Here is a 19,473-nt window from a genome sequence, read left to right as displayed (position 1 = left end):
GCTTGGATACGATTAAAATTACGATCGATGGGATCGAGACAGAAATCGCCAAGGGCACAACGGTGCTCGAGGCGGCCCGTGAGCAGGGCATTCATATCCCTTCTCTGTGTTATTTGAAAGGCATCAATCATTCTTCGAGTTGTCGTGTTTGCGTGGTTGAAGTGGGTCCAAGACTCATTGCTTCCTGTACGCTGATCGCTGAAGAAGGCATGAAGATTCAGACGAATACAAAAAAAGTTCGTGACGCCCGTAGAACATCCGTTGAACTACTGTTGTCTGATCACGACCGGGAATGTCTCAGTTGCTCCCGCAGTGGGGGCTGTGAACTGCAAACGGTATCGAATGATCTCAATATTCGTAAAGTTACCTACGTTGGTGAGAAATCCAGTCAAGAGAAGGACTATACCTCCCCATCGATCGCTCGTGATGCCTCCAAATGTATCCTATGCGGACGTTGTGTTGGAGCTTGCGGAACTCTGCAAACGGTTAATGCTATCAGTTTCGCCAAACGGGGCTTTGATACTGTGATTTCAACAGCGTTCGGTCGATCGCTTGCTGAATCCACTTGTGTGAATTGTGGTCAGTGCATTATGGCTTGTCCCGTAGGCGCTCTTAGTGAGCATGAGAACATCAGTGATGTATGGAATGCCCTTGCGGATACAAACAAATATGTTGTTGTCCAAACTGCGCCAGCTGTACGTGTTGCTCTTGGAGAAGAATTTGGCCTACCCGTTGGGACACGTGTCACCGGTAAAATGGTTGCTGCACTGCGGAAGCTTGGCTTTGATAAAGTGTTCGACGCCAACTTTGCTGCGGACCTGACGATTATGGAGGAAGGTACCGAGCTAATCTCCCGCCTAGCCAGCGGAGAGAACCTGCCGCTTATGACATCCTGCTGTCCAGGCTGGGTTAAATTTATGGAACATAACTTTCCGAATAGGCTGGATAACTTATCTACCTGCAAATCACCGCATGAAATGGAAGGGGCTATGGTTAAATCTTTTTTTGCCAAGAAGATGGGGATTGATCCGTTAAATATTGTTGTGGTCTCGATTATGCCATGTACCGCGAAGAAGTTCGAAGGTGCTCGTGACGAGCTATCTCATGAAGGGATGCAGGATGTGGATTGGGTACTGACAACCCGCGAACTGGCCGCAATGATTAAAGAAGCGGGTATCGATTTTGTGAACCTGAAGGGTGAAGCCTTTGATAGTCCGATTGGGTCGGGCTCTGGGGCCGGTGTTATTTTTGGGGCCACTGGCGGTGTTGCAGAAGCCGCACTTCGTACCGTGTTCGAGATCACCTCTGGAAAGGAACTGGATACCATCGAATACACGGCTGTCCGGGGAATGGAAGGTATTAAGGAAAATGTCATCGAACTGCCTAATGGCCAGAAGATTCGTACGGCTGTTGTGCATGGTCTTGGCAATGCGCGCAAGCTGATGGAAGCGATGGAACGTGGTGAGAAAAGCTATGAATTCATGGAAGTGATGGCCTGCGTCGGGGGTTGTATCACTGGTGGTGGTCAGCCTATCGTAGATGCGCGAACCTCCGAGCAGATCGATATTAAGGCTGAACGCGCCAAAGCGATCTACAGCGAAGATGAGGCGCAAAGTATTCGCAAATCGCATAACAATCCTTATATCAAAGCTCTTTACGCAGAATTCCTAGGGGAGCCTAACGGTCACCTAGCGCATGAACTGTTGCACACTCGATACGTGAAGCGTTCCAAGTATTAATAAGCAGTATGCCTTTGTCTACTATTAGGAGGTTGGCGAAATTGCGAAAGGATTGGGAAGCAGCTGATTTTATCGATGATGAGGAAATCTTATGGAGCCTGGAAGAAGCCAAAGTGAAAGCAGGTGATCCCGCTTATGTGAAGTCCATTTTAGAGAAAGCAAGGGAGTGCAAGGGACTAACCCACCGGGAGGCAGCGGTACTTCTAGAAGTTACAGATACAGATATTTTGGATAATATTTACCGATCTGCGAAGGTTATTAAAGAGAAAATTTACGGAAACCGCATTGTATTGTTCGCACCGTTATATATAAGCAACTATTGCGTCAATAATTGTGAATACTGTGGATATAAACACACCAACACCGATTTTCTGCGGCGGAAGCTGCAGATGGATGAATTAGCGAATGAAGTCCGTGTACTGCAGGAATTAGGTCACAAACGACTTGTGCTTGAGGCAGGAGAAGATCCGGTAAACTGTGACATTGACTATGTTATTGAATCGATCAAGACGATTTATTCCGTTAAGGTGAAGAATGGCAGCATTCGCCGCGTGAACATTAACATTGCTGCTACCTCCATTGAGGATTACCAGAAGCTGAGGGATGCGGAGGTAGGGACCTACATTTTATTTCAGGAAACCTACCACAGACCCACATATGCAGCTATGCATCACCAAGGCCCCAAACGCGATTACGATTGGCATACTACGGCCATGGATCGTGCCCAAATGGGTGGTATCGATGATGTTGGTGTAGGCGTGCTCTACGGCTTATATGACCATAAGTACGATACAATCGCGATGCTGATGCATGCGGAACACTTGGAGGAGCGGTTTGGTGTTGGACCCCATACCGTCTCTGTTCCCAGATTGCGTGAGGCGGCTGGCGTGGATCTGGAAACGTATCCCCATTTGGTGAAGGATGAAGATTTCAAAAAGCTTGTGGCCATCCTGCGTTTGTCAGTGCCCTATGCCGGGATGATTCTTTCCACCCGCGAAGAACCGTCATTCCGTGACGAGGTGATCAAGCTTGGCATTTCTCAAGTGAGCGCAGGCTCCAGTACGGGAGTCGGTGGATACATGGAGGCCAAACAAGCTGACACTGGGCAGTTGAAAGAGAAACCTCAGTTTGAAGTCAGTGATCATCGTTCGCCTGAGGAGATTATTCGGGGACTTTGCCAGGATGGATATGTTCCGAGCTATTGTACAGCTTGTTACCGAGAAGGACGTACAGGTGACCGTTTCATGCGTTTGGCTAAATCCGGGCAGATTCATAATATCTGCCAACCGAACTCTCTTTTAACCTTTAAAGAATACTTGCTAGATTATGCGGATGAAGAGACCCGTACACTGGGGGATGAAATCATACGTAAGGGTGTTAATGATATTCCGAAGGAAGCCGCGAGAAAAGCCACCATTGATCGGCTGCAGCGCATCGAGAAGGGCGAACGAGATTTGCATTTCTAAAGATCCAATTTAAAGGAGAGATTCGCTATGCAGTTTACACCACAATCGAACAAGATGCACATTGCCGTTTATGGCCGGAGAAATTCCGGGAAATCGAGTCTCATAAATGCACTCACTGGGAAGGCAACCTTACTGGTGAGCGATGAGCCGGGAACGACGACTGAGCCGATCTTCCAATATTTAGAAACGAAAAAGTTAGGTCCCACCATTATCGTGGATACACCTGGAATTGATGATGATACAGATCAGGGCCTGTTCCGGGTTCAGAAGACCAGAGAAGTCATGGATTTAACCGATCTTGGGATCATGATCTTCTCGGAAGAGTCCAATGACTATAAGCTGGAAAAAGAATGGGTTCATGAGCTGACTAAACGGAATATCCCTGTCATCGGGGTCATAGCCAAAACGGATGATCATTATGTTGATATTGATTCTTTAAAGGCAGCACTGAAGAACATACCTATCGTCAAGATTAGCGTGAAAAGAAACACCAACCTCGGGAGTCTGCGCCACGCCATAGGTGAATTTGCTCCGGCTGAATTTGAGAGATCCAGTATTGTAGGTGATCTTGTTAACTATGGGGATTTGGTTCTTATGGTTATGCCTGAGTTGATCCCTGCTCCAAAATATCGACTGGTGGCTTCGCAACAGCAAATTCTTCGGGATCTGCTCGATCATCACGCTATAGCCTTGTCTGTTACCGAAGAAGAATTGCCAGAATTGCTCACGCGCTTAAATGGCTTGCCGAACCTGGTCATTACCGATTCTCAGGTATTTGATAAAGTGAACGAGATCATTCCCGCTAATGTGCCGCTAACCACCTTTGCGATCCTGATGGCGCGCTTCAAAGGCGACTTGGATACTTTTGTGGCTGGTGCCGAAGTAATCTCAAGCTTGAAACCTGGAGACAAGGTTCTGCTGTCAGAAGCCTGTATTCATCACCCGCATAACGGAGAGATTGACCGTGTGCTAGTTCATGCCAAGCTTCAGGAAATGGCTGGTGGCGGTCTGAATATAACTACGACTGTAGGTCCGGAATTCCCTGATAACATATCCGAGTACAAACTGATTGTTCACTGTGGAGGTTGTATATTTAATCGTAAACAACTGATGATGCGCCTGATGAAATCCGGCGAACAAGGTGTGCCAATTACCAACTATGGTATTGCGTTCGCTTATTTCCGGGGCATTCTGCCACGTGTGCTGGAAGTCTTGCAAGTGAAGGCTTGAGCTTAGGAGAGGTATAAATAATCGGCGGTGCATCCGCTTATAGAGGACGGCCATGTTATGGAGGAATCCCGAAATCATTCCCGCAGTGAACAGGATGCGTTAGGTGCTAAGGATATCCCAGCGGCTGCTTATTACGGTATTCATACCGCACGGGCCATGGACAATTTCCCTGTAAGCGGTAGAGCTGTTAATGCTCATCTCATCCATAGTATGGTATTGGTGAAAAAGGCAGCAGCGCTGGCTCATTTGAAGCTGAACACCTATCCAGCAGAAATTGCTCAGTCTATCGTGCAAGCCTGTGATGAACTTCTGGCAGGCGGTTACAAGGAGCAATTTACTGTGGATGCATTGCAAGGAGGAGCCGGGACCTCCACGAATATGAATGTGAACGAGGTAATAGCTAACCGTGCGAATGAGCTCATGGGTGGAGTCTTGGGAGAGTATTCACGGGTAAATCCTCTGGATCACGTCAACTGCTGCCAATCCACCAATGATGTATACCCAACCGCACTAAGAATTGCTGCTATTGCTCGGGTTCGGCAGCTAAGTCAAGCCTTTGCTTCCCTACAGGAAGCCTTTCAGGAGAAAGAACAGGAGTTTGCAGACGTTCTTAAGCTGGGTCGTACGGAGCTAATGGATGCCTTGCCGATGACGGCAGGGCAAGGCTTCGGAGCGTACGCCAAAGCGATAGCCCGGGATCGTTGGCGACTATACAAGGTCGAAGAACGTCTGCGGGAAGTTAATATTGGGGCTACTGCCATTGGAACAGGACTGAATGCACCGCAAAAATATACGTTTTATATCACCGATCTGTTGCAAGATTTGACTGGTTACGGACTGGCACGGAGCGAGTATCCGATGGACTCCACACAGAATATGGACGTTTTTGTTGAAGTATCCGGTCTGCTGAAGGCCGCTTCCGTTAATCTCTTGAAAATTTCCGGTGACCTGCGGCTGTTGGCCAGTGGTCCGACAGGAGGCTTTGGGGAGCTGGAATTGCCGGCGGTGCAGGTGGGGTCCTCGATTATGCCGGGCAAAGTAAATCCAGTAATAGCTGAGATGACCGGACTTGTCGCTATGCGTGTTATCGCCAATGATACGGCGGTAACGATGGCGGCTGCAGCTGGACAGCTAGAGCTTAACGCTTTTATGCCGCTGATCGCGGATGCGCTTCTGGAATCCTTAGAGATCCTGACTAATGTCGTCCGGCTATTCGAAGACCGCTGTGTGCGTGGGATTGTCATTCATGCGGATCGATGTCGCGAATTGGTAGAAACCTCTGCTGTGCTGGCAACTGCATTAGTAAGCCACATCGGATATGAGAAAAGTGCGGCGATTGCCAAGCAAGCCAAGCAGGAAGGCAAGACTGTGCGCCAGGTGCTGATGGAGATGCAGATCCTCCCGGAGGCGCAGATCGATAAGATTCTGAGTCTCTATTAAGAAAACCCGAGGCTCCGCCTAAGGTTCTTGTCTACATCCATACTTTCTAAGCAGGATAGGGAATTGGTATGGGGTTTGGGCCGCTGTTACCCACAAGTGAATGGAGACGGAATCATCGCGATTTCCTCCGTGTGCTTAGACTCCCAACAGACATCGTTGACTGCCTCCGTGTTCTCTAGACGGCTTTCTAAGCTTCCATGCTCACGTCTTATTGGGGAGAGGAAGAACTTCATCATTGGTATTAGTTAATGAATGGAGAGAAGTCGAGAGTATGGACTGTGGGCAGCGGATGTCGGCTAAATGTTGTGTTTTTTACAACATCTCTCTCGAAAATAGCCGATTAATGTTAAATTGCTGTATGTAATACAACAATTTACTTAAAAAGGAACTCTGCAACATGAGAAAGTTGTATTTCATACAACAATTCCTACTTGTGGAGTAGATATAACAAATATTGTTGTATTTTATACAAAATTTTCCCTGGTGAGCAATTGGTTGAGAATATCAACTTCTTTTTCGACAGCCAGAGAATTCCTCTCTATTTCGATGTGCTGACACTGTTACATCACTAAGAATTTGCTCCATGAGTGTTTTAACTATTTAGGTTTTTTGTCAAGAGCTGATTATGGCGTTGAGCCAGTAGATTTGCGGCATGGGTGTCTTATCTTTCAAGAAGAAACGACTTCGTCATGCTTTTAGTAAGATTCTTATATTTCAAGTGACCAAGCCGGGTGTATCCGGCATATAAGTGGTGACCGGAGTTAATCGGTCTGCTTAAAGGAGAGATCAGCGTGAGTATGAACGCTACCCCACGCTCAAGTCGCTTGCATATTGCTCTATTCGGCAAGCGCAACACAGGTAAATCAAGCATTATTAACGCCATAACCAAACAGAATATCGCCGTCGTATCTCCCGTGAAAGGGACAACGACAGATCCCGTATACAAATCCATGGAGCTGCTTCCAATCGGGCCAGTTGTATTAATTGATACAGCAGGCTTGGATGATGAAGGAGAGCTTGGTGAGCTGCGGAAGAAGAAGACACTTGAAGTTCTAAACAAGACTGACGTGGCTTTGATCGTCGTTGATGCCGCTTGCGGAGTGACTTCATTCGATCGGCAAATTGCTGAGATCATTCGCAGCAGAGCCATCCCCACTCTTGTTCTTTTAAATAAAATTGATTTATTAACAAATATAAACGTATCCCAAGCTGACGACCTAGCAGCTCTAGTTAACCAGGTTAAGGAGAAACTGGGGTTTAAGGTCATCCCTATTTCTGCAGTAGAACAGCAAGGGATCGGAGAGCTCAAAAAAGCGCTGATCGCTGCTGTACCCGACGATGACGATAAATTCCGCATTGTCGGGGATCTAATCTCCCCAGGAGATTTGGTAGTGTTGGTCGTGCCGATTGATAAAGCAGCGCCGAAAGGCCGATTGATTCTTCCACAGCAGCAGACCCTTCGTGACATTCTGGAGAGTGACGCAATTGCGGTTGTTACCAAAGAATATGAGCTGAAGGAAACACTGGAGAGTCTTGGCAAGAAGCCGCGTCTTGTCATCACGGATTCGCAGGTGTTCCTGAAGGTTGCAGCAGATACGCCAAAGGATATTCCACTGACCTCCTTCTCGATTTTGTTCGCCAGGAACAAAGGTGACCTGGAGGAGATGGTTAGGGGTGCCCGTGCAATCGATCGACTGCAGGACGGTGACAGAGTGCTAATTGCCGAAGCCTGTACACATCACCAGCAGCCTGATGATATCGGAAAGGTGAAGCTTCCGCGTTGGATTCGACAAGCCACAGGGAAACAGATACAGTTCGATTTTGCGAATGGTATGGAATTCCCGGATAACGTGAAGGATTACTCGCTGATCGTTCATTGTGGCGGTTGCATGATGAATCGCCGCCAGATGCTCTGGCGGGTGGAGCAAGTGGTAGAGGCTGGCGTTCCGATCGTCAACTATGGCGTTGCGATTGCACATGTCCAGGGTATTTTGGAGAGAGCTATTTCCCCGTTTCCATTGGCTCGTCTGGCTTGGGATGAAAGCTTCCGAAGTGAGATCTAGTTATCGTTGAATTATATTAGAGGCCACTGTCAAGAAGGATGACTTCTTAGGTGGCCTTTTTGGGTCGGGAGGAGTTACATCTTAACTAGGGAATTAATAGAGTAGAATGATTCTCGCTTAAATAAGCGAACTATGCTACTTTATACGAAATACCTGGAAAGAACGTGAGAAACATGGAAAACCAATACTACATAAGAGAGCCAACTAAACAAGAGACGGATAAACTTAATAGAGAGCTTCTACAGGTTTGGGAAGCATCAAACGCCTATTGGTATCCGTTAGAAGAGAGTAATCGGCAAGATGTAATTGCTTTTGATGCAAATGCTTTTGAGAGCATATTCGGATTCGAAAAACTTAGAGAAATACTTAAAGAATCCAAGGAAATCTATGAAATAAAGGAATGGAAAGATAAAGGGAATATAGTTGTATTTGATTCTTTCGAACCTCAATATGACGGGGATGGAGAAGGATTCTGGTTTACTAAAGATATGGATTGGATTATTTATTGTTCGCATGAGAATTCAATAACTTTTGGTGGAGAAGCGTTAATACAAATCATTAAAGAGCACTGGAAAGATTGTAATAATTACTTATACTGATTGTAATCCTAGAATTCCTATCATAGAAAGCAATTACTCAGGGGGGGACTTTGTGCAGAATAATGAGCAAGATATTTCAGAGCAAATATATCGATTCGTATATGATGATATTTCCTATTTTGTGCTTGAAACATGGTTTAACAATTATATCCATAATTATGAATATGACATAAACAACCCTTTTTTAAACGAACTAACAACTTTTGATTTTAGACAAAAAGATGCGAAGTACAAATTGAAAAACTTATTAAAAGCAGTATGGTTAAAAACCTATAGCGAAGAAATAACATATGAACGAATTAAAAGAATATTAAGAGACATCATAAATGAGTCAACTCCAGTCAATCAAGGATGTCATGAGTTATCTGGCTTATACTTTTCGGGATACGAGGTCATTCCATATGACTTTGATGAATATTACTCAGAAATGTTAGATATTCCGCTCCCCATTGAATATGAAGTGTGGAATCAAAATGCATTGCAAGAAAAATTAAAAAAACTAGATATATATAAAGAACAAGTTATTAATCTATCTAAATCCTTTCTTATGGAGTTGGAAACTTAGCATACCAACACAGAATTTATGCTGTGGGTCATTCGCGTTAGTCGATAATTCGGGGAGTGGAAGCTGCATATGGATAACTTAAAAATACTTGCAGGCTATTATTATCTAGCTTTAGCTATGGGTTACAAAAATAAAAATGATATCATCCAGTGGGCTGATAACTGTATTGAACAATATGAGATTCCTTATGATTTTATTGAACTCTCACTATCTGGTTCAAAATCAATTGAAGATATACTATCCATTCTACAATCCTTATATGCTAAGTATGATTTTGAAATACCCATGTGTATAATGTTAGGTCAAATACGTTCAGACTTTATCAAGAAGATTATCTCAGTAGATGACTTTTTTTCATATATTAACAGCTTAAATGACCAAGGTTGTATATCAGATAAAGCTGTAAATCAATTTTCTTTTTTAGACCGATTAAGTGATGGATATTATTTAGCTACAGAAAGAATTTACGGAGAAGTAGAGGATATAGCACTGGACGCACTGGAAGATCTAAAGAAGTATGAAGAATACACAGATCTATTGAAGGAGGGCATTCAGGAATGATTCAGTGTGTGTTCAAATCAGTCTAACAAAGAAAAAGGAGCAACCATCATGAAAATAAGAGCTATAATTACAGGTGCTACGGGGATGGTAGGCGAGGGCGTATTACATGAATGCCTGCAGCATCCTGATGTGGAACAGGTATTAGTGATCAACCGCAAGCCTTGTGGTGTAATACATCCGAAGCTAACGGAAATTATTCACAAAGATTTTTTGGATTTATCGGAAATCAAATCTCAATTAAGTAACTATAATGCCTGCTACTTTTGTTTGGGAGTAACCTCTGTTGGTTTGAAGGAGGAGGAGTACTCACGATTATCGTATGATCTTACTCTACATATGGCAGAAATGCTCGCAAGCTTGAACCCGGATATGGTATTCTGTTATGTTTCTGGAATGGGGACAGATAGCACAGAGAAAGGTAAACGGATGTGGGCCAGAGTAAAAGGCAAGACAGAAAACCACCTCTTAGCGTTGCCTTTTAAGAAGGCATACATGTTTCGCCCAGCCTACATTCATCCAACAAAAGGTTTGAAAAATACGAATAAAATGTACTTTGCATTGCTTTGGCTTTATCCTATTCTTCGAAGATTATTTCCAAAGGTTACGGTGTCTTTAAAGGAGATTGGCCTTGCAATGATTCATACGGTTACTTTAGGCTATGAGAAGTCTATTCTAGAGAGCAAGGATATTATTGAATTGGCTAAATCACATTAAGGAAGATGGATTCTTTATAATCCTTCTTCTTTTTCTTTGGCGCAAGCCTAACAAACTTAGCAAGATTGGAGTTGTAAACGATGAATAAATTACCACCTATTGAAAAAATACATGAGGCGTACAGCGCTATAGCGGATGAACGAATCCTCATAAGCGAGGATAGTGCCAAGGTAGCCTCCTCGAATCGGGCAAAAGAATATACCGTTACCTGGAAGGACGGAATTTATACTTCCAATGACAGCGCCTCCTACTGGCAGGGCTACGCAGGTTACCCGATGATAGCGGTACTGATGCTACAAGGGAAATTAACGTTAAACCAGACTGTGGCCAGCTATTTCAAAGGTATCAATTGGACGACACTAAATGCTAAATATAAAGGGAAGTATGCAAAAGCTGTTGCTGAGATTTTGGATGGGCTGATAGAACAAGGTATTGATGTTACTGCAATAGAAAATGAGGTAAACGCCGTCTACGAACAAATCAAACTGCTGGATATCCAAACAAAACGCAGCTCAATTAAGCTTCCGAAGTCAAGCAACAAGGAGTAGCCTAGAATTGGAGGGAATGAACATGATCATTAGTGCGAGTAGACGGACAGATATCCCTGGTTTTTATTCGGACTGGTTCATGAATCGGCTGAGAGAAGGGGAAGTACTGGTTAAAAATCCGCGGAACCCCAAACGTTCCAGCCGGATCATTTTAAACCCTGATGTTGTGGAATGTATCGTATTTTGGACGAAAAATCCCAAACCAATGCTGAAGAAGCTGGATACCATAGAAAAAATGGGCTACCCTTTTTACTTTCAATTCACACTAACTCCCTATGATCAGAAGATTGAAAAAAGGCTGCCACCTAAAGCAGAGCTTATGGACACCTTCAAAAGACTCAGCGACCAAATCGGTGCCCAGCGCATAGTCTGGCGTTACGATCCGGTGATGGTTAATGAGGTGTTTAATGTAGAATATCATCTGGATGCCTTTGGGAAGATGGCTGATGTGCTTGGAGAATATACCGAGAGATGCGTATTCAGCTATATTGACCTCTATGCGAAAGTTCAAAAGAGCGTTAAGGGCATTGTTGATGATGAGGTAAATGAAATGAACATGTACCGCATTGCCGAAGGCTTTTCCACTATTGCAAGTGAACGTCAACTCCTATTGTCTACCTGTTCCGAAACGATTGAGCTTAGTCAATTCGGGATTACGCATGCCGCTTGTATTGATCAAGGAATGGTGGAGAAGATTATAGACTGCCCCATTAAAGCTAAAAAAGACGCAAATCAACGTGCGGCCTGCGGGTGCATCGAGAGTGTGGATATTGGAAGTTATGATAGTTGCTCCTATGGCTGTGTTTATTGCTATGCCACAACAAGCCATGATACCGTGCTGAAAAATATGCGGCTGCACAATAAAAAATCACCTCTATTGATTGGTGAGCCAAATCCTGATCATTTGGTTACCGATAGAGTCGTTAAAACACAGAAAATATCGCAGCTACCCTCTTAATGTAATCTTAATGCCATAGCCCAAATTGTAACGCTATGCTGATTTTGCACATGATATACTAGCGCTGTGTGAACAGGATATATTAGAAGAAGACCAAAGATGAACAGATAGGTGGGCATTGGGATGGTAACAAATCAAACAGACTCAGGTTCCCTGCTTGAGCGTCTTTCCAATACACCGACAGAGAAAAGACGAGGAAGGCTCAAAATATTTGTCGGCTATGCAGAAGGTGTTGGCAAGACTTGTGCCATGCTGAGTGCTGCCCATGAGGAACAAAGAGATGGAATGGATGTGGTCGCCGGATATATTGAGTCTCATCTAAGGCCGGAGACAACAGCACTCTTAGATGGACTGGAACTTATGCCGCCGCTAGAGTTCACCCATAAAGGTGCCGTTATCACAGAATTTGATCTGGACCGAGCGATCTACAGAAGGCCTGACCTTATCTTATTGGATGATCTGGCTCATACCAATGCAGCGGGAGGCCGTCATAAGAAAAGATATCAGGATGTGGAGGAGCTGCTGCGGGCGGGAATTCACGTCTATACCACGATTAATGTTCAACATATTGAAAGCCTGAATGATATCATTGCCTCTATTGCCGGTATCTCTGTGCATGAACGCATTCCGGATAGCGTATTTGAAAGTGCTGATCAGGTTGAATTAGTCGATATTGAACCCGATGATTTGATAGATCGCTTGAATAAGGGGAAAATCTATCCAGAAGATCAGGCTCAAAGGGAACATGCCCATTTGTATATCAAAGAAAAACTGATCGCCCTGCGTGAGATCGCTCTGCGTTACACAGCAGATCAGTTAAACCGGATCGCGGTAAAAATTAGTAAACAAGAAAAAAATAGCGAGTATTACACCAAAGACCATATATTAGTCTGCCTGTCCTCGGCAACTTCCAACAAAAAGGTAATTCGAACCGCGGCGAGAATGGCCGATGCTTTTCACGGGGAATTTACGGCCCTGTTTGTGGAAACATCGGAAACCAAAGAATTAACACAAAAAAGCAAGACAGAACTGCAGGGAAATCTGAGACTGGCTGAGCAACTGGGCGCACAGATTGCAACTGTATATGGGGAGGATATCCCCGGACAAATACTGGAATATGCCAAAACCAGCAGGGTATCGAAGATCGTCATGGGACGTTCCCGTAACAACAAAAAGAGATGGTTTGCAAAATCAAATTTTGTGGATAAATTGACTGCTTCCGCTCCAGATATTGACATTTATATCATCCCAGACAACCAGCCCTCTTTCTACAAAAGGTTTCCCCAATATTCGAAACCCCCGCAGCTGTCATTGGCCGATACAGCCAAAACCATAGGTATTTTGGTGGGCTGCACGTTGATCGGGTTGTGGTTTCATTCTCTGGGCTTTAGAGAAGCAAATATTATCACGGTGTATATTCTAGGTGTTCTGTTCAATGCCATGGTTACCAAGGGGAGATTGTATAGTGCAGCAACTTCGGTATTAAGCGTGTTAGTGTTTAATTATTTTTTTACCGAACCTTACTTTTCTTTACAGGCGTATGATTCGGGTTATCCCGTAACTTTCCTCGTGATGCTGTCGGCCTCCTTCATAACCAGTACTCTGACAATGCGGGTAAAGGAACAAGCCCGGCAATCTGCGCAAAAAGCCTATCGTACAGAAGTGCTTTTAGAGACGAGTCGAAAGTTGCAGCAAGCCAATGATACCTCGGCCATAATTAATGAAACGGCTCAGCAAATGGTGAAACTGCTGGACAGAACTATCATTTTTTATGCGGTGCAGCAAGAAATTTTATCCGAGCCGCTGATTTTTGTGAAGGAAGAATCGGCTGTTGATCCACAGGATTATACCGGAGAGAACGAACTTGCGGTTGCGGAGTGGGTACAGAAAAATAACAAGCGAGCCGGAGCGACGACGGATACCTTTTCCACTGCCAATTGCCTATACCATGCGGTGCGGGCAGGCGATTGCGTGTTTGCTGTAGCGGCCATAGTCATGGATAAAGAAGAATCCCTGGAGGTTTTTGAAAAGAGTCTGATGATTGCTATGCTGGGAGAATGCGCTCTGGCGCTTGAAAAAGAACGACTGAACGAAAAACAAAAGGAAATCTCCATGCAAGTGCAACAGGAGCAGCTTCGTGCTAACCTGCTGCGAGCGATTTCCCATGACTTGCGCACACCTCTTACTACGATTTCCGGCAATGCAGGCATTCTCATTGGGAACTCTAAGGTGCTGAGCGAGGAACAGAAAAAGGGGCTGTACACGGATATTTATGACGATTCCATGTGGCTTATCAATTTGGTGGAGAACTTGCTGTCCATTACCCGGATTGATAATGGCACCTTAAATCTGAACTTGCAGGCGGAACTTCTGGAAGAAGTTTTTGCAGAAGCGCTGCTTCATATTAACCGGAATAGTAAGGAGCATAGGATCACAACTGTATTGGATGATGAACTTCTAATGGCTAAAATGGATTCCCAACTGATTATTCAGGTCTTGATCAATATAGTGGACAATGCAATAAAATATACACAGTACGGATCACACATTACGCTCTCAGCGAGACGCGAAAATCATATGGTGCTTGTCGAGGTTTCCGATGACGGCCCCGGTATTTCAGAGGAAGCAAAGACTAAACTATTCGACATGTTCTACACGGCAGACAATATTCGTGGGGATGGTCGTCGTGGATTAGGCTTAGGGCTTTCTTTATGCAAATCCATTGTAAATGCGCTTGGTGGCACCATTGAGGTAAGAGATAATGTTCCGCGAGGTACGGTGTTTTGCTTTACCCTGCAGGCTGTGGAGGTGAATGTTCATGAATAAACCTTTGATTCTTGTCGTAGAAGACGACAAGCCTATTCGCAAACTAATTACTACAACACTGGAGACACAGGGCTACAAATATCATACGGCTGAAACTGGTGAAGCTTCGATTTTGGAGGCGGTTTCCAAGCAACCGGATATTATCATTCTGGATTTGGGACTTCCGGATATGGACGGCGTGGATATCATCAAAAAGGTGCGGACATGGTCCAATATTCCCATTATCGTGGTCAGTGCACGCAGTGAAGACCGAGACAAAATCGAAGCGCTCGATGCAGGCGCAGACGATTATCTGACCAAACCCTTCAGCGTAGAAGAACTGCTGGCAAGGCTGCGGGTTAGTTTACGGCGAATCCGCTATGACAGTGACAAACTACTGAAGGATGCATCCGTGTTTACCAACGGAAATTTGAGAATAGATTATGCGGCGGGTTGTGTGTGGCTGGATGAAGAAGAAATCCACCTGACTCCTATTGAATATAAGCTTTTAGGCCTGCTGGCAAAGAATGTAGGCAAAGTATTAACGCATAATTACATCCTGAATGAAATCTGGGGCAGTTATACCTACGACATTCCTGCCTTGCGCGTTTTCATGGCGACTCTGAGGAAAAAAATAGAAAAAACACCTTCGCAGCCAAAGTATATTCAAACCCATATCGGAGTGGGCTACCGGATGCTGCAGGTTGGCGACGACAGCAGAGTTATCTGAAATGTTGATTGAACGACTCTAAACCAAAATCAGCGGTTGATCGTTTGTGCAACAAGCCGCTACGGTTCGGAGGGTTCTTGCGATCGCTGCGTTTCTCCAGAATCCCTCCGACCCTCCGCTTACATTCGCTCGTAAAGTCAACCACTGATATTAAAATAGAGCCTTTTTAAACTGGGTAAGAAAATGATGAAATAGAGCAAATTTTTGCGAATTTTAGTAGCAATCGGGTTGGCTACAAATGCTATTAAAGCTGCGATGGAATGGCTACCGTTCAGAAGTATTTATGCGATGGTTGCAATTAATAATGGGGATGGATTCCTTTATTTTATTATATATTCAAGAATAATCCATCTATCGAAACTTTTCGGGTTGCTAACCGTCAGTATAAACATCTGTATATTCAGGGTGTTATGGAGTGCATTAAACCAGATGATTTCCAATTTAAGGAGGGGGAATAAATTAAAAAGAAAGTGGTAGCCAGCTTATTGCTTACTGTAGCCCTATCGTCAACAGTGCTAGGTTCTTCATTCGCTAACACTACTTCCTATAAAGTATCCATAAGCGGCTCGAGTACTTCTTATGATGGACAGGTGGTTTCAGGGCGAGTGCTTATACCTGTGAAGGCCATTCAAAGCTTCAACGGGGTCAAGATGAACTGGAATCCTACGATTAAACAGCTCAAACTGCAAAAAGGGGATTCCACAGTTCTGCTTACCGTAGGTAAAAGTGTGGCGCTAATCAATAATAAATCCGTTAGCTTAGATGTACCTGTTACGATAATAAACGGAAGAACCCTTGTTCCAATCCGGTTTGTCTCGGAGGTATTGAATTACAATGTTGAATTAAATCCATCGACCAAGCTGATTACCATTTCCGACCGTGCCAATTCTGTCCTGACTGAAAATTATAAGAGTGATAACCTGGCGATATCCCGTATTGCCGCCTTACAGTTTCCTATTAATAATTCCGGTTTGCTTATGTTGACGGCAGACGATGAGGGATTGAATTCAACCTATTATTTCCCGGAAGGGAAATCGGACAGTTATTTTATTCAAACGGCTGATCTTGTTTATCATTATGAGATCAAGGGCGGTCAAGCCAAGCTGATGTGGGAAGCCAAGCTGGACACCACTAAGAAATCTGCAGCCAAAGATATCAATCAGCTGTTCGGCTATCAAGTAGATAAACAGTACGGTACAGCGCCCCAGCTGTCCGAGAAATATGTCTTTTTTAATGTGAACCTGTTTACCTATATGATTCAATATGGATTTGCCAATGCGGATGGTCAGATGCGGGTTCTGGGATCGCAGCAGAGCAGCTCTCAGGTGATCCAGAATAAGAACTTTGTTAGAGAGATTGATGAGGAACAGCCGATTGAATCGTAAGAAGAATGCTTTATAGTGTAAAAGATAATTTCTTATATCTCCAAAAAACTGGCACCGATAAAATATCGGTGCCAGTTCGTGTGCATAGAGGTTTTAATATCATAGTTTAAACTTTGAGCGAAGTGTAGATCCGGGAGTTAGCCATTTGCAGGCAATGCGAGTCAATCATAGTATATTGAATGTACAAAGAAACCTCTCCTTGATTTAAAATGGTTGGTCGCACATCCATTTTACCAAAGAATGGTTTCTTTTTTTATGATTTTTAGAAGGATTATAGATACGATTCCCGCTTAAACAGCGAAAGCGTCCTCACAAGCGCAACCAGATGATAAAGGAAAAGGAATATCCCTCTTAATGTAATCTTTATTCACTCATGTAAACCCTAACCCTGAACTAATGGCGAGCGTGATACGCTAAAACAGAAGGAGAAGCATAGGGGAGAAGGGGTGATTTATATGAATGAATTATTAAAAAATGTTGGTCTTATCTCAATCATAATGGTGCTGTTCTATATCATTAAAAGAATATATGACTATTCCTATTTAAAAAATCTGGGTTTATATGAGGACGATAACATAGATAAAGCGGCGGAAGATATAACAACTAAATCTTAATGTAATCTTAATCCGCTCGTGGAAACCCTAACCCAGAACTAATGGCAGAGATGATAAGCTAAATCGGAAGTTAAACGTAGAGAGAGCAGTAGTAGATAGAAAGAGAGGAGTGGCAAAGGCGATGATGGATCTGTATATGGTGGTTGCGTTAGCTGTGCTTTTTAGTTTGCTTTACGGATTTATGCACTTCTGCGCAGGCGTGGTTGAAGACAAGGGGAGGAATGAGCTGTGATTGTTGTAATGGCTGTTACCCTACTGCTGTTCTTGTATCTGGTGTACGCCCTGATTCATCCGGAGAAATTCTAATATCAACTATTGAAAAATGAATGTAATGTAATGTAACGAAAGTTTAGGAGGGTCATTTATGGGCGTCTTGCAAATAGTCGTTGTTATCGTAATTCTGTTGCTGCTGGTTAAGCCAGTCGGAACCTATTTATATCATGTGTTTTCCAACGAACCCAATCGGACGGATCGCTGGTTTGCACGCACGGAAAAAGGCATTTATAGCCTGATCGGACTAAAAAAGCGGGGCGGAATGTCCTGGAAGAAATATGCGATCAGCTTTGTATTAACTAATATTGTGCTGGTATTGTTCAGCTATATTTTCCTCCGCTTGCAGAAGGGGCTTCCGCTGAACCCAAGTGGAATCGGGAATATGGAAGAAACGCTTACGTTTAATACAGTCATCAGCTTTATGACCAATACGAACCTGCAGCATTACAGCGGTGAAACGGGCGTCTCTTATTTCTCGCAAATGGCCGTGATGACCATGTTGATGTTCACCTCTGCCGCCAGCGGATTTTCAGTCGCCGTTGCTTTTGTTAGAGGGATTACCGGACAGAAGTCGGTAGGGAATTTCTTTGAGGATTTCGTCAAAGCACATATCCGTATCTTCATCCCACTGGCTGTACTGATTACACTGATAATGGTCGGACTGCATGTGCCGCAGACGCTTAAGCCTATGCTTGAGGTAGCTACACTCGACGGACAGACTCAGCAAATTTCCATCGGTCCGATTGCATCGCTGGAATCCATTAAACATCTGGGAACGAATGGCGGCGGCTTCTTCGGAGCCAATTCGGCGCATCCCTTTGAGAATCCAAGCCCGCTAACGAACGTGCTGGAGATTCTCTCCATGTGGATGCTGCCGGCCTCCCTTCCTTATATGTATGGCTTGTTCGCCAAGAACAAACGGCAGGGTTGGATGATCTTCTCGGCCATGATGACCTTGTTCGTGCTGTTTCTGGCATTGAACTATTATAGTGAAACTCAAGGTAATCCGGCTATTAACGCCATGGGAATCGATTCCTCACAAGGCAGTATGGAAGGCAAGGAGGTACGTTTCGGCATAGCGCAGTCCGCTCTGTTTACAACAGTGACGACCGCAGCCACAACCGGTTCTGTTAACAATATGCACGATACACAAACGCCGCTTGGCAGCATTACTCCGTTGACATTGATGATGCTCAATAACGTCTTCGGTGGCAAAGGTGTCGGGCTGGTCAACATGCTGATGTATGCCATCCTGGGTGTCTTCTTATGCGGTCTGATGGTCGGTAGGACGCCGGAATTCCTCGGGCGGAAGATAGAGGCCAGGGAAATGAAGCTGATAGCTATTGCCATCCTGATTCACCCGCTTATTATATTGGTGCCAACTGCAGGGGCATTTCTAACGGACTTGGGAAAAGGATCGATCACCAATCCGGGCTTCCATGGAATGACGCAGGTATTATATGAATATACCTCTGCTGCCGCCAATAACGGCTCCGGATTTGAAGGGCTGGCGGATAATACTTCCTTCTGGAATATTACAACCGGAGTCGTCATGCTGTTAGGCCGTTATGTATCCATGATAGCGATGCTGGCAGTAGCTGGTTCGATGATTAAGAAGAAGCCGGTGCCAGAGACTATCGGTACATTCCGGACAGATAATGGCCTGTTTACCGGTATTCTGATTGGTACGGTGCTGATCATTGGTGCACTGACGTTCCTGCCGGTCATAGTGCTCGGTCCGATTGCAGAATATTTGACCTTACGGTAGGAAGAGGGAGATCTA

The 19,473-nt window shown here is 44.4% G+C and carries 16 protein-coding genes; all 16 read left to right on the top strand.

Annotated features, from left to right (window positions below):
- Positions 1-2: 2 nt before the first annotated feature.
- The 16 genes from H1230_RS17785 to kdpA all read left to right on the top strand — a co-directional run bounded on the left by H1230_RS17785 (position 3) and on the right by kdpA (position 19,458).
- On the top strand, positions 3-1,739 hold the full coding sequence (locus H1230_RS17785; protein ID WP_239711222.1) for an NADH-dependent [FeFe] hydrogenase, group A6: 1,737 nt from the start codon (positions 3-5) through the stop codon (positions 1,737-1,739).
- A gap of 8 nt (positions 1,740-1,747) precedes the next feature.
- Positions 1,748-3,205, top strand: a complete 1,458-nt coding sequence (hydG, locus tag H1230_RS17780) for a [FeFe] hydrogenase H-cluster radical SAM maturase HydG (protein ID WP_481857081.1) — start codon at positions 1,748-1,750, stop codon at positions 3,203-3,205.
- Between the two features lie 27 nt (positions 3,206-3,232).
- A complete protein-coding gene (gene hydF, locus H1230_RS17775; RefSeq protein WP_239711219.1) occupies positions 3,233-4,435 on the top strand; it encodes a [FeFe] hydrogenase H-cluster maturation GTPase HydF in 1,203 nt (400 codons plus the stop codon).
- 57 nt (positions 4,436-4,492) lie between these two features.
- Complete coding sequence (locus H1230_RS17770; RefSeq protein ID WP_239711217.1) at positions 4,493-5,875, top strand: aspartate ammonia-lyase; 1,383 nt, start codon at positions 4,493-4,495, stop codon at positions 5,873-5,875.
- A gap of 791 nt (positions 5,876-6,666) precedes the next feature.
- Positions 6,667-7,938 (top strand): [FeFe] hydrogenase H-cluster maturation GTPase HydF, encoded by a 1,272-nt coding sequence (gene hydF, locus H1230_RS17765; protein WP_239711215.1) that lies wholly within the window; start codon positions 6,667-6,669, stop codon positions 7,936-7,938.
- Between the two features lie 173 nt (positions 7,939-8,111).
- Positions 8,112-8,537 (top strand): hypothetical protein, encoded by a 426-nt coding sequence (locus H1230_RS17760; protein WP_239711213.1) that lies wholly within the window; start codon positions 8,112-8,114, stop codon positions 8,535-8,537.
- A 52-nt stretch (positions 8,538-8,589) separates the two neighbouring features.
- Complete coding sequence (locus H1230_RS17755) at positions 8,590-9,102, top strand: hypothetical protein (protein ID WP_239711212.1); 513 nt, start codon at positions 8,590-8,592, stop codon at positions 9,100-9,102.
- A gap of 69 nt (positions 9,103-9,171) precedes the next feature.
- Entirely contained in the window at positions 9,172-9,663 is a 492-nt protein-coding gene (locus H1230_RS17750; protein WP_239711210.1) for a hypothetical protein, read from the top strand.
- Between the two features lie 48 nt (positions 9,664-9,711).
- Entirely contained in the window at positions 9,712-10,377 is a 666-nt protein-coding gene (locus H1230_RS17745) for an NAD-dependent epimerase/dehydratase family protein (RefSeq protein WP_239711208.1), read from the top strand.
- A gap of 80 nt (positions 10,378-10,457) precedes the next feature.
- Complete coding sequence (locus H1230_RS17740) at positions 10,458-10,925, top strand: hypothetical protein (protein WP_239711207.1); 468 nt, start codon at positions 10,458-10,460, stop codon at positions 10,923-10,925.
- A 22-nt stretch (positions 10,926-10,947) separates the two neighbouring features.
- Entirely contained in the window at positions 10,948-11,883 is a 936-nt protein-coding gene (locus H1230_RS17735) for a DUF1848 domain-containing protein (RefSeq protein ID WP_239711205.1), read from the top strand.
- 123 nt (positions 11,884-12,006) lie between these two features.
- Positions 12,007-14,709 (top strand): sensor histidine kinase, encoded by a 2,703-nt coding sequence (locus H1230_RS17730; protein ID WP_239711204.1) that lies wholly within the window; start codon positions 12,007-12,009, stop codon positions 14,707-14,709.
- Complete coding sequence (locus tag H1230_RS17725) at positions 14,702-15,418, top strand: response regulator (protein ID WP_239711202.1); 717 nt, start codon at positions 14,702-14,704, stop codon at positions 15,416-15,418. The genes H1230_RS17730 and H1230_RS17725 overlap by 8 nt, the downstream gene beginning before the upstream one ends.
- Before the next feature lie 470 nt (positions 15,419-15,888).
- The gene (locus H1230_RS17720; protein WP_481857080.1) at positions 15,889-16,803 is read left to right on the top strand and encodes a copper amine oxidase N-terminal domain-containing protein; all 915 of its coding nucleotides are present in this window, start codon (positions 15,889-15,891) and stop codon (positions 16,801-16,803) included.
- An 854-nt stretch (positions 16,804-17,657) separates the two neighbouring features.
- Positions 17,658-17,723 (top strand): K(+)-transporting ATPase subunit F, encoded by a 66-nt coding sequence (kdpF, locus tag H1230_RS31740; RefSeq protein ID WP_481857181.1) that lies wholly within the window; start codon positions 17,658-17,660, stop codon positions 17,721-17,723.
- A 58-nt stretch (positions 17,724-17,781) separates the two neighbouring features.
- Positions 17,782-19,458: a potassium-transporting ATPase subunit KdpA gene (gene kdpA / locus H1230_RS17715; RefSeq protein ID WP_239711199.1), complete on the top strand. Its 1,677-nt coding sequence runs from the start codon at positions 17,782-17,784 to the stop codon at positions 19,456-19,458.
- Positions 19,459-19,473 lie beyond the last annotated feature (15 nt).

It is taken from the genome of Paenibacillus sp. 19GGS1-52, from assembly GCF_022369515.1.
In the GTDB taxonomy this organism is placed as follows: domain Bacteria; phylum Bacillota; class Bacilli; order Paenibacillales; family Paenibacillaceae; genus Paenibacillus_AQ.
Note: the sequence above shows the minus strand (reverse complement) of the source record. Positions and strands in the feature narration are given on the sequence as shown.